8 protein-coding genes are annotated in these 12647 nt (G+C 58.3%); 3 read left to right on the forward strand and 5 right to left on the reverse strand.

From position 1 onward, the window contains the following. Positions 1–186 precede the first annotated feature (186 nt). Positions 187–1407, reverse strand: coding sequence for a tyrosine-type recombinase/integrase (locus G410_RS0107370; RefSeq protein WP_022673013.1), 1221 nt, complete (start codon positions 1405–1407; stop codon positions 187–189). A 9-nt stretch (positions 1408–1416) separates the two neighbouring features. After that, positions 1417–4410, reverse strand: a complete 2994-nt coding sequence (locus tag G410_RS0107375; protein WP_022673014.1) for an N-6 DNA methylase — start codon at positions 4408–4410, stop codon at positions 1417–1419. Between the two features lie 61 nt (positions 4411–4471). Here G410_RS0107375 and G410_RS0107380 point away from each other — a divergent pair, with 61 nt between their 5' ends. The 3 genes from G410_RS0107380 to G410_RS0107390 all read left to right on the forward strand — a co-directional run bounded on the left by G410_RS0107380 (position 4472) and on the right by G410_RS0107390 (position 8691). Next, complete coding sequence (locus tag G410_RS0107380; RefSeq protein ID WP_022673015.1) at positions 4472–4762, forward strand: hypothetical protein; 291 nt, start codon at positions 4472–4474, stop codon at positions 4760–4762. 424 nt (positions 4763–5186) lie between these two features. Next, the gene (locus G410_RS0107385; RefSeq protein ID WP_022673016.1) at positions 5187–6353 is read left to right on the forward strand and encodes a PepSY-associated TM helix domain-containing protein; all 1167 of its coding nucleotides are present in this window, start codon (positions 5187–5189) and stop codon (positions 6351–6353) included. Positions 6354–6576: 223 nt separating this feature from the next. Then, the gene (locus G410_RS0107390; protein ID WP_028971188.1) at positions 6577–8691 is read left to right on the forward strand and encodes a TonB-dependent receptor; all 2115 of its coding nucleotides are present in this window, start codon (positions 6577–6579) and stop codon (positions 8689–8691) included. Between the two features lie 256 nt (positions 8692–8947). On the opposite strand, the gene lspA is transcribed toward G410_RS0107390, so the two are convergent. The 3 genes from lspA to G410_RS0107405 all read right to left on the reverse strand — a co-directional run bounded on the left by lspA (position 8948) and on the right by G410_RS0107405 (position 12632). Continuing rightward, positions 8948–9430: a signal peptidase II gene (gene lspA / locus G410_RS0107395; protein ID WP_022673018.1), complete on the reverse strand. Its 483-nt coding sequence runs from the start codon at positions 9428–9430 to the stop codon at positions 8948–8950. Positions 9431–9582: 152 nt separating this feature from the next. Beyond that, complete coding sequence (locus tag G410_RS0107400; RefSeq protein WP_022673019.1) at positions 9583–10995, reverse strand: aldehyde dehydrogenase family protein; 1413 nt, start codon at positions 10993–10995, stop codon at positions 9583–9585. Beyond that, positions 10992–12632 carry an acetolactate synthase large subunit gene (locus tag G410_RS0107405; RefSeq protein ID WP_022673020.1) on the reverse strand — a complete coding sequence of 547 codons (1641 nt, stop codon included), beginning with the start codon at positions 12630–12632 and terminating at the stop codon, positions 10992–10994. The genes G410_RS0107400 and G410_RS0107405 overlap by 4 nt, the downstream gene beginning before the upstream one ends. Between the last annotated feature and the right edge of the window lie 15 nt (positions 12633–12647).

Consider the following 12647-nt stretch of genomic DNA (forward strand, 5'->3'; position numbering starts at 1 on the left):
GCATTAGAATCAGTTTGCATTAACGTCCGCAACTAGGGGCTGAAGCAGAAAGTCTGCTTTCGAGCGCGGCTGACAGGGACTCGCTGAGATATAAAAATGGGTGAGCCAGTCGCACGCGGACCAACGGTCGAACCCGATTGGAACCAGCGGACAGATCCCGAAGTGTGGCACGTTCACGCAAACGCATTATTTCCAAACTCCCTTGAACGTGTTCGCAACGGCGCCTGATCTTACCCGTAGCTGCGCGCCGTATCTCTGCGCTGTTGAAGGTGAACTCCAACGTAGCGCCTGAGCGATTGCCACCCCGTCCTGGCCTTCGGCAATCAGATCCTGAGTGAGACCGACCCTGAGAGAATGTGTCGAAATTGTTCGAATGTATGCGGCAATGTCACCTCCTGGCACGTCAACCAGTCCAGCTGCCCACGCTTCCTTTATGATCCGCCTGTAGATCCCATTCACACCTTGCCTGGTGAGTGGTTCTGTCCCGGCTGTATAGACCGCCATTCCCTGCTGGATCGGAATTGATCCAGCGTCATGTCCCCCCTCTGCTGCCTTCCCCTTCTTCCGCGTCACATGAACCCTGCGAAAAACCGTCCCTTCCGCGATCGATGCTGCATCAAGCCAGCGCCTAATCCGCCGCATCGTATCTGCAGAAAGCCAGGCGTAGGCCCCATTTCGCTCTTGGTCGGTTTTGGATTCGGGGATGAACAGGCTGCCCGTTCCTTCTTCCGCGCTTTCTATATCTTCAACCTGGATCGCACATAGCTCGCTAACTCGGAGACCGGCATTGTACCCTGCAGAGAGCATGGCCGCATCACGAAGGCCTGTAAGTGTCTCGCTGCAAAGCTCGAGCAAAGCGCCAATGGTTACAGGGGAACTATCAGCTGAGAGGGCATCTCCGAACCTGATGGCTTGGGCCTGGCGCACCTTTGCACCGCGTTTTTTTCTAATCGCCTTCAGCCGGTTCTTGACCATGCGTGAGTGAACCGCATCGGTGTCGAGTTCGAGCATGGAATGAGCGGTGGCGATGCTCCCTATGCGCCGTGCGATCGTCGAAGGTTTCGCTTTCTGGCGATCGCGCTCTTCAATGTAGCGGACGATGGTCTCAGCCTCAGCGGGGAAGGCCGTTCGCTTTTCAGCGAGGCACCAATCAACGTAGCAATTGATGTCGCTGGCAATGGCAAGTTTGCTGTTCAGGGCCAGCGCATCGAGCGCAGCATCAAACCCGATTCTGCTGACCGGCGGAATATCTGGATGTGCGCCGACCGATAGCGCGTCGGCAATTCGCAGCTCTGCGCGTGTCTCGGGATCGATCCTGCCTGCCGCCTTACGGCGCACCGGAATTCGACCGGCAGCCTCATGCGAAATAATCTCTGTTGCGCTGCGGTCCGATTTGCGCCGCGTCATTGTAGATCTTCATCCAGGGAGCAAGGCATCAACGAGCCTTTCTACAACAGTCGCAACGCCGTCCGCCTCGAGAGCTGTCCGGATCATCTGGCGCTGTGTCGTGAAGTAAACATCGCTTGGCAAATCGATGGGCGCTGCGATGCCGGCAGCATAATGGGCAGCTTCAGCAAGATCGAGATGCAGCTGATCTTCGGCATCATACTCCGGAATGGGCAAGGTCCAGACAAGGTTGTCAAAATGCCGGGGATCGCGCTGGCCGACCGGCTGTAGATCCTTGACGCGGTCAAGAACGGTTTGGCTGTTAATAATTGCCGAGACATAAGCCGCTTCGTCGACGGAGCTTGCAGCACACCAATAGGCGTTCTTATCGATGAGAACATTTTCGTCTTCGATCCAACACGCACAGAGACGCGTGCCCGACGCTGGATAGAGGATGCGGATTGACGAAACCGGGAATTGTTTCGACAACTTGCTTAGGTGGTCGATCGATTCCGATAGCGTTGCGTTTGGTGTCCCGTCCGCTCGCTTGTTACTGTTTTCGTTCCATTTTTCTTCAGCGTCGCTTAGCCAGGATGCCAGACCGCGATGGCCTCTTTCCTCTGCCATCTGGGAGCTCATCACGGCACCATCTTCGAATGGCACGATACCGCGCGGAATGTCTAGCAGCCGATAGGGCGCAATCGAGCTTCCTACGGCAACTCCGCGAACAAATGGGCTTTCTATGGGACCCTCGGGAGGGTCGACCTCTGTCCAGGGCTTGTTGTCGAGGTTTCCTGCGATACCACGGACACGGGGCGCATCACGGCGCGCCCCTATTCTGCTGCCAGCCACCGGTTCAACCAAGAAAAAGCGCCGCGGATTGAACACTGCGCCTTGACGAAACCGCTGTCTATAAGGTGACGCGGCAACAAGGGTGCGCGCGCGTGGCCATCGCGTCCGCGAATGCGTTAGCGCAGCTTCCGCTTCTTCATTGCTCGCATCGCGGCGAGGCAAAATTCCTACCCAGCGGTCGATTTCTACCGGCAAAGTTGCATCGCTGTCGCGTGTCCCGAAAAGCACACAGGTGCTAGTCGTGCTCGACCCTGATTGCGCGCCGAAGATTGGCCAAACGCGTTCTAGGCCCCAGCCTCCGGAGACCGCAATTTTCACACCTTCAAGGCTGCCATCGCGAATAGCCGCGAAAACTGGCGCATTGGTCAGGGAGTAGGGAAGGACCATCGCGATCCGGCCGCCTTCGGTGAGGTAACGATCGGCGCCGCGCGCCCAGAAGAGAGCGCACATGTCCTGATGCGTTGCCAGGTTCCCACCGACCCAGAGGTTGTAATCGGTAAGCGCCTCACGAAGGCGGTCTTTCATTGATGCGCTCAAATGGCGGTAAACGATCCATGGCGGATTGCCGATTAGTACGTCTGCCCTGTTCGCTGGATGGGACAGCCAAACAGGTCGCAGCAGATTGCGGAGCACGAAGGTCCAGATGCCATTGCGCCCGCTGGTGTAGAGATCCTTTAGTTGGGCGAAAGTTTCACCCAGAAGTGCGGCGTCAACACTATCCGCACCGGCGCGGACGATAGCTTGCTCAATTTGGTCGGGCTCGGCGAGCGTTTGCGAGCCGCGGTTAAGCTCGTCGAGCGCCGCTTCAAACAACTGCTGCTCGCTAGCTACACCAGCGGGAATGCGTAGCGGGGGACCGTCCGGAACTTCTACTAGCACCTCGGCCGAGCGCCCGAGTGGCCGTAGATTCCATTGCATTGCATCGCCCATGAACACGGGTACGCTAAGCGTGGCCGGTCGGTGTTCGAGCAGTTCTCCAAGCGCGAGCAGCCAGGTAACCCGCGCAAGCGTGACGGCAACCGGGTGGACGTCGAGCCCAAACACATTGTTCCCAGCGATAGCGACAATGTCGCGCGGCGCAGTCCCTGCTGCCCTGCCAGCGGCAGTGAGATGGCGCAAAGCGTGAAAGAGAAACGTGCCCGAGCCGCAGGAGGGGTCGAGGACGCGTTGGTCGAGCGGATTATCGACGGCGGCGGCGACAATGCGCGCCGCGAGCCAGTCAGGTGTGTAGTACTCGCCGAGATCGTGACGCTCATCTGGATCTATGAGGCTTTCATAAAGGCTCTTAAGCACGTCGATTTCAACGTCGCGCAAACGAAAGCGGACGGTCTCGTTGGCGAGTGCCCGAACCAGCTCGGCGCCACCTTCCGCTAGTAGAAGCCAGTCAAAGAAGTCGGCCTCCACCGCGCCGACTATTCCTTCATCGGCGAGCAGCTGACCGGAGAGCACCGCTGGCGCGTCGTCGACAGGCAAGTCCAGGACACGTGCCGCAATCGCTTTCACGAGAATTGTAAGATAAGTGTGCTGGAGGAACAGCGCGTCGCTGCCGACGTCATCGCCATACACTTGTCGCAGGAGGCCGTCCCAAAGTTCGCGTTTAAGGCGCACTTCAGGGTGATTGGAGACCGTGGCCCACATAGTGGCAAGCCTGTTACGAGCATTACCGAATGCGAGGCTATGCCGACCGAATGCAAGTGTTATTGCGATGGGTGTCGGTTTGACGTCGGGCTGGGGCGCAATCAGCGGCTCCAGCCAAGCGAGCAATTCATCGGGTTTTGCCGCATCAACCTGATACCTGCCTATAGCGACAAGCTCATCGGCATCGAGTGTGTACGCGAGGATTGTAGCTCCGTCGGTTGCCAGTCCGACTGGCGAACGCTCTGAGCCGCTACGAGCTGCTGCGTCGCGAAGGTAATCAGGCATTCTGGCTTCGACATCGCGCTCTTCGTTTCTCAAATCTGATTTGAGTTCGATAACAGTCGCACCCCATGCGACATCGACCCCTCCGCGATTGTCAATGAGGTAGCGTTCATGCTCAAGTTCGCTGAAACGCGCGTCGAACCCATCTCGAAGCAATTCCGTGACAAGACCGCGCAGCGCCTCGTGACGCGGGCGCGAAGCCATTAAGGCGACAATTTCGGGAAGTCGGTCCTGGCGCCAGTTACTGGGCATAATTGATCGTAGTCATAGCGCGTTTATTGCACATCGCAACGTCGCAGCGTAGAGCCAATTGATGGCGTATACCCAAGTCGATATGTTCCAGAATACACCGAAGGCCCGTGAGGCGGTATCGTCTGATGTCTTAGCGCGAGTGCGTCAGCGGCTAGAGGCTGTGTTGGTGCGCTTGCAAGCCGAGTCGCAGTTCTGCTGGGATGATGAGCTTGCTGCCATCCACGAAGAGAACGGTTTTCGGGCTGCTGCGACGCTTCTGGGTGAAGAAGGTGAAGCATTGTGGGCACGCTTCGACGCGGAAATGGATCGGCTCTATAGGTCGGTTCACGACGGTTCCGAAATCGCATCATAAGCTCCAACCCTACCCTTCTAGCATGGCCGCTGTTACCATATTGTTCTATTATGTAAAGTGAGGATGAGCGTCGTCAGAGAGCTGCCTTGGGAGCTATGAATCAAGTCGGAAAAGGCGGGTCCGACAAGCACCCGCGCGTAAAAGAAGGCACCAAGAGCAATTGATTTCGTTCATCTTCGTCGCGGAGTTCCTTCCCTTGGCTCGCATTTGTGCCGACTTTGAACCGTGAGACACCAGAGGTTCCGCGAGATCGAGCATATTTAGCAGTCTCGGTTTGCCGCATTATCTGGATGGATCGCAAGACTTCCTTCGGGACGACGAGCACGGAGCGACGCGATCTGGGCCTTCGCGTACATCCTTCCATTCAGTACTCTGCTATTGATAATCATTCGCATTGACGTTGTCCCATTGCCGCCATATTGGCATGGCAGTGACCCGCGACGCGATCAGAATTTGGTATCTTACTCACAAGTGGAGCAGCATCGTATCGACGCTGTTCCTCCTGATGCTGTGCGTCACGGGCCTCCCGCTCATCTTCCACGACGAGATCGACGCGGCCTTCGATGAGGACTACGACAGTACTCTGGCGGGCGCACCTTCCGCACAGGCGGGTCTGCCGCTGGATGAGGTGCTGGCTACGGCGCTTGCCGACCGTCCCGATGAGGTTCCGCTGTTTATGGCTTTCAGTCAGGACAGCCCGCTGCTTACTGTGACGACAGGCCCTTCTCCCGATGCAGCAGGAGAGGATATGACCTTGCTGTTTTTCGACAGAACGAGCGGACAAACCCTTGGCCCTGCACCTTCGGGCGGCGTCATGGACATCGTCCTGTCGCTCCATACCGATCTGATGCTTGGCCTCCCCGGGATGCTGTTTCTCGGCGTGATGGGCCTCGCATTCGTCCTGTCGCTTGTTTCCGGCACCGTGCTCTACGCGCCATTCATGCGGCGTCTGCCTTTCGCTACCTTGCGGACGGGTCGAACCAAGCGCCTGGGCCGTCTCGACCAGCATAATTTCCTCGGCATCGTGACTCTTGGATGGGCACTGGTGATTGGCCTCACCGGCGCGATCAACGCCTTTGCCGATCCGCTGACCGATGCGTGGCGCGAAGGCGAGCTGGCGGAGATGACTGCCGCCTACGAGGGGTCTGCGCCTCTTGTCCCAAGTGATTACGGATCAATCGATGCTGCCATGGCCGCTGCCCAGACAGCATTACCCGGTCTTTCGCCGCAATTCATCGGTTTTCCCGGCGGAGCATGGAGCAGCGGTCATCACTACGCGATCTTCTTTCAGGGCGATCGGCCGCTCACCAGCCATGTTCTGACCCCGGCCCTCGTCGATGCCGAGACCGGTGAACTGACCGATGCGGCATCCATGCCGATCATCAACCAAGCACTCATGTTGTCCAAACCGCTGCACTTTGGCGATTATGGGGGCCTTCCGCTCAAGCTGCTTTGGGCGCTTCTTACCCTCGTGACGATCTGGGTGCTGTGGACCGGCGTTATGCTCTGGCTGCGGCGCGGTTCTGGCCATGTCGATCGCCGCGTCTCGGAAATCCTGCAAGCGCATCCACATGCGGCGAATTTGAAATGACAACTCGACCTGTTCGCCGCCGTCGGTCTTCGGCGATCTTCGCATGGCCAGCTGTTATCGCCTCATTGACGGTTGTTGGTCTTGTTATCGGCCTGACCGGCGACGGTTGGCGCGAGGGCTTCGCATGGGTGTTCGTGTCAGGCGCTCCAATCGCAATCCTCATCGCCTTCAAGCGGCGACAATCACCAAAACTCTCACAAAAACCTGAAACGAAAGACAATGGATGATGTATCGCCTCTCCGCCCTTTCCACCATCGCCATCAGTACTGCACTGGCATGTCCTGCCTATGCGCAGCAGGACGGTGAGGAGAACATTATCGTCGTGACCGCTCAGGCCGATAACGCTTCCGTCGTGCTCAACAGTGGTGATGCAGGTGCGCTTGGCGACAAACCGGCGGAAGACCTTCCGTTTACAATCCGAAGTTACGATGAAACCCTCATACTCAACCAGCAGCCGCAGACCTTGGGCGATGTTCTGGAGAACGATCCCACGATCCGCACCACTTTCGGCTTTGGTAATGCGGCGGAGCAGTTCGTGGTGCGCGGCTTTCCGCTGTTCGGGGACGATGTCGGCCTGAACGGACTATACGGCGTCGCCCCGCGCCAGCTCGTCGCGCCGGAGCTTTTTGACAGCGTGCAGGTGCTGAACGGCGCGAGCGCGTTTCTCAACGGCGCAGCGCCCGGCGGATCGGGGCTTGGTGGCAGCGTCAATCTGCAATTGAAGCGCGCTGGAAACGACCCGCTCAACCGGGTCACGGCGGGCTACAGCAGCGATACGCATTTCGGCGGCAGTTTCGATGTTGCGCGCCGCATGGGCGAAGGCGGCGAGTGGGGACTGCGGGTGAATGGTGCCTATCGCAGCGGAGAAGTTGCAATCGACCGGGAAGATCGCAAGGCGCTCGTGCTCGGTGCGGCGCTGGATTTTGATAGCGGGCCTTTTCGTGCCGCCTTGGATTTGGCGTATCAGGAAATCCGCGTGGACAGCCTGCGGCCCAAGGTCACAATCGCCAGCGAAGCGATACCGACCGTGCCCGACGCCGACGCGAACTATGCGCAGGATTTTACCTTCAGCGATTTGCGTGATGTCTTCGGTACGCTTTCGCTTGAATATGATGTTGCCGACAATGTCTTGCTGTATGCGCGCGCCGGTGCTCGCGATGGCCGGGAAGACGGCATCTATAGCGGCATCACCGTGAACGATGCGGTCACAGGTGATGCAACTGGCAGCGCTCTGCTGGTCCCTCGCACCGACAATAATGAGGCGGTCGAAGCAGGGATGCGCATCGCGCTTGGATCGACAGTAACCCACGAGATCAACTTTGGCGGCAACGCCAACTGGCAGACCAACCGCAATGCCTTCGATTTCCTAGGCGGTTTCGGCGGGTTTGGCACCAATCTTTACGACACACCCCAAGTCACCGTGCCGGGCACCGGCTTCGTCGGCGGCGATCTGGACGATCCGTTTCCGATCACCGACACGCGCTTGCTAAGCGCTTTTGTGTCCGACACCGTGGGTTTCTGGGATGATCGCATTCTGCTGACCGGCGGTCTTCGTTTGCAGGCGATCCGCCAGCAGAACTTCAACTACTACAATGGCGGTGATCTGGACTCGATCTATCAGGAGGATGCAATAACGCCGGTGGTGGGTCTCGTGGTCAAGCCAGCGCCCGGCCTGTCGTTTTTCGCCAACCGGATCGAGGCCCTGCAACAGGGGCCTAGCGCTCCGCTGGACCCATTGATCGTGACCAATCCGGGTGAGACACTGGCTCCGCGTCGGTCGGTCCAATATGAGCTGGGAGGCAAGGTTCGCTTCGGCACCCTGTTCGCAAGTCTTGCGGCCTATCACATTGAGCGTCCAGGCGAAGGTATTTTGCCTGACGGCAGCTTCGGCTACCTTGGCGATCAACGCCACCAGGGGCTGGAACTGACCGTCAATGGCGAGATCGCGCCGAACCTGCGTCTCATCGCCGGTGCGGCGATTACCGATGCCGAGCTCGATGGCGGCAATGCAGTTCCCGGCGTTGCCGATTTCACGGCGAATGCGGACATCGAATGGGATCTTCCTTTCGTTCCCGGCATGACGCTAACAGGCAGAGCCGTTCACACATCCGATCAATGGGTGGATACGGCAAACACGCTGGAGATCAATGACTGGACTCGCTTCGATGTTGGTGCGCGATATGTTTTTGCGGCGGGCAATACGCCGGTCACGCTACGTGCGACAATCGATAATATCGCGAATGACCGCTATTGGGCATCAGCGTTTGACAGCTTTTCGGCAGCACTTTTACAAGGTCGTCCGCGCACAGTGAAGGCGTCGGTTTCGGTGGATTTTTGAATGTAGGTTATACTAGCATCCATCTCTAAGATTTATAAAGTCTCCTTTTGATAGATGTCTCGGTACGTTGTTTAAATGGCTGCTACAGTTACTGGAGCTTCAAGGCGTCTCGCGATGAAGCGCCGCCTAGCCGCGACGGAAAGATTGTCGCGAGAAACGTATCTGCAATTGCTCCTCTTGGGGGCGCAAGGAACCTCGCCTGACCTGCTGTCGTAATTGTCGGGACAATCCCCGTCGGCTTTCTGATTTGGCGAAGTCAAATATGTTTGGCTTCGCCGGTTTCTGGCTGTTCCTCGCCCACCAAGACCAATAGGGATAGTCCGATCACAATTGCGATATCGGCCAGATTGAATGCGGGCCAATGATGCGTGCCCCAGAATAGGTCGATATAGTCCCTCACCGCGCCAAACATCAGCCTATCCGCAACGTTGCTCAATGCTCCGCCGATGGCGAGCCCGAGGCCGACCGAATGCGCGGTAGATTGCGTTCGGAACAGCCAGGCTCCGAGCAATCCGGAAAGTATTATTCCAATCGCAATAAGGATCACGGGTGCCGCGTCACCAGCTAGGCCGAACGCAACACCGCTGTTTGTAAAGGCGACAAGATTGAAGCCCGGAAATACTACCATGACATTGCCCGCTCCAACCAAACCGTGTGTTGCCGCCTTGGATAGCTGGTCGAGCACGAATGTCGCCGGGATGATGGCGAGTGCGGCTTTTTTCGCGGATGCCAACGTCATTTTGTTCTCCTTCTTTTCAAGAGTATTGGGCGTGGGACTCTTATGTAGCCGCTGCGCTGCCGCGTGAGGGCAGCAAGCTCCAACCACTCATGAAAAGCTGGTACCGCGAAGCGGCAATGGTCGCATGCTCGTGCAATGCTACGAACCACCGATCAGCCGCTTACCTCGGGAGCGAAAGAACCCGACGGAGTGTTTTTGACCACCATCTTCTCCGTGCTCATATCCGCCATCGTATAGCCGATGCCGCCAGTTCCGAGACCGGACTGCCGGCGACCGGCAAACGGCATCCAGTCGACACGAAAAGCGGTATGATCGTTGACCATTACGGCAGAGGCGGCCAGCGCATCGACGCAATAATCTGCTATGTGCACCCGCTCGGTAAAGACGGCTGCCTGAAAGGCGTAAGGCAACGCGTTCGCCTGCTCGATAGCGGTATCGATGGAATCGTATCCGTAGACACAGATAAGGGGTCCAAAAACCTCCTCCTGAGAGACCTTGGCATCGCGGGCTGGGTTCACAAGGACCGTTGGGCGGTACAGGGTGGGACCGATGCGCTTCCCTCCCGCGACAATGCTGGCACCACCCTGGACGGCCGCATCGACCCAGGTCTCGATGCGATCGACTTCGGCGGGCCGAATGAGAGGGCCGCATTGGGTGTCATCGCGAACCGGATCGCCGACCACCAGCTTTTCCGCGCCCGCCCCGAGTTTGGCCGCGAAATCCGCCAATTCGTTTTGCGGCACGAACACGCGCTGGACCGATACGCAAACTTGGCCTGAATGATAGTAACCGCCTTTCAGGAGCGCCGGGATCACGACATCGTGCGGAACCTGCTCGTCGATAATAACCGGTGCTGCACCTCCATGTTCGAGGGCTAGGCGTGTCCCCGGCGCGAGCTTGGAGCGCAGCATCCATCCCACCCTGGCCGATCCAATGAACGAGAAGAACGCCGTGCGCGGATCGGTGACCATCCGCTCGGCAACATCGTCCGTACACGGCGCGAAGCGGCACCAGTGTTCATCCAGACCGGCTTCGTACAGGATCTCAACAAAGCTCTGGCAGGAAAGCGGTGTGTCCTTGGCCGGTTTCACCAGGACGGGGCAGCCCGTCGCCACTGCTGGACCGACCTGATGCGCGATCAGATTAAGCGGATGGTTGAAAGCCGAAATCGCCACGACCGGTCCAATTGGCTCGCGGAATGTGTAGGCTTTTCGTCCTTCGCCCGCCTGGGTCAGGTCCATGGGGATTTCACGGCCTCCGCTGGCGAAAAGTTCGTGCGCGCACAACTCGACGCTTTGAATTGCCCGGCTCGTTTCCACACGCGCATCGACGATGGGTTTCCCGCCCTCGCGCGCGATTTGCAGTGCTAGCGCCTCGTCGCGTTCGCGCATCAGCGCACTGGCGCGCTGCAGGATGGCAATCCGTTCGTGGATGGGAAGCAGCGCCTTGCGATTTGCATGCAGCGCGCTCGCTTCATCCAGCCAGCGATCGACCTGCGGCCAACCAACCAGCTCCACACTGCCGATGGGTTCCTGGCCGAAGGGATTGAGAACCTGCCAGCTCACTGTGGGCATTCCATCGCACCAAGTTCATCGATGAGCACCTTTCGGTTTTCCGAATAGTCGACCGGTAGATCCACGAGATGGACGCCGCCGCTTTCAAAGGCCTCGTTCAAAGTAGGAATCAGTGCCTCGCTGCTGGCGACGCGGTGGCCGGTTGCGCCATAACTTTTGGCGTAGGTGACGAAGTCCGGGTTGGCGAAACTCAGTCCGTAATCGGGGAAGCCAAGCTGTTCCTGCTTCCACCGGATCATACCGTAAGCGGAGTCGTTGAGAATGAGCACCACCAAGTTGAGGCCCAGCCTGACCGCAGTTTCCACCTCCTGCGAGTTCATCATAAAACCGCCGTCGCCGCAAACGGCGAGTACCCGGCGATTCGGCGACAACATCGCTGCCATCATCGCCGAGGGCAAGCCCGCCCCCATCGTCGCGAGCGCATTGTCGAGCAACACGGTATTGGGTTCGTGAGCTATGTAATTACGAGCGAACCAGATTTTGTAGATGCCGTTATCGAGTGCGACGATGTCGTTCCGTTCCATGACCTTCCGCACGTCGGCGACGATACGCTGGGGCACCATCGGAAATCGGCGATCGTCGCTGCCGCGGCGGATATGTGCAGCGATGTCCTCATGGACATTGGCATAGGCTGCCGGGTCACTCGGCTGTTTGCCACGAAGCCGGGTTCCCAATCGTTCCACTGAACCGGCGATATCGCCGATGACTTCAAGCTGCGGGAAGTAGACCTGGTCGACCTCGGCCGCCTTGTAATTGATATGAATGACGGTGCGTCCGCCGGGCTCCATGAAGAAGGGCGGTTTTTCGACCACGTCATGGCCGATATTGACGATAAGGTCCGCGCGGTCGATGGCGCAATGAACATAGTCGTTCGACGACAGCGCCGCGGTTCCAAGATACAGCGGGTTTGCTTCGTCGAGCACGCCTTTGCCCATCTGCGTATTGAAGAAAGGAAACTGCGTCTCGTCGACGAACAGGCGCAGCGCCTTGCAAGCGCTGCGCCTGTTGGCGCCGGCACCGATCAGCAGCAGCGGGCGTTCTGCGGACAGAATGCGCTCAGCCGCTTCATCGAGCGCTGTATCTCCGGCCACGGCATATTGGCGCGGATGGGGCGCAACGACAGGTTCGGACGTTTCTTCATCCGCAATATCTTCCGGCAATTCCAGCAAAACCGCGCCAGGCCGCTCTTCTTGCGCTCTCCTGAAGCCTTCGCGAACCAGCGACGGGATCCGTTCGCCATTGACGATCTGCTTGGCCATCTTGCACAAGGGGGTGAATAGCGAAACGACATCGACGATCTGGAATTGTGCCTGCTTCGAGACCTTGATGGGTTTTTGTCCGGTAATGATGACAAGAGGAAAGGCCCCGAGAGCGGCATAGGCCGCTGGTGTCGTGAGATTGGTCGCGCCCGGCCCCAAGGTTGCCAGACACACCCCGGCTTTGCCGGTCAGACGTCCATAAGTGGCCGCCATGAAGCCCGCGCCTTGTTCGTGACGCGTGACCACCAGCTTGATCGACGAAGTGCGGAGCGATTCAAGAAGATCCAGATTCTCTTCGCCCGGCACGGCGAAGACATATTCTACGCCTTCGGCTTCGAGGGCGGCGACCATGAGATCGGTTGCTTTCATGAACTGAATCTTTCT

Origin of the sequence: Novosphingopyxis baekryungensis DSM 16222 (genome assembly GCF_000420305.1) — a bacterium.
Classification (GTDB): Bacteria; Pseudomonadota; Alphaproteobacteria; order Sphingomonadales; family Sphingomonadaceae; genus Novosphingopyxis; species Novosphingopyxis baekryungensis.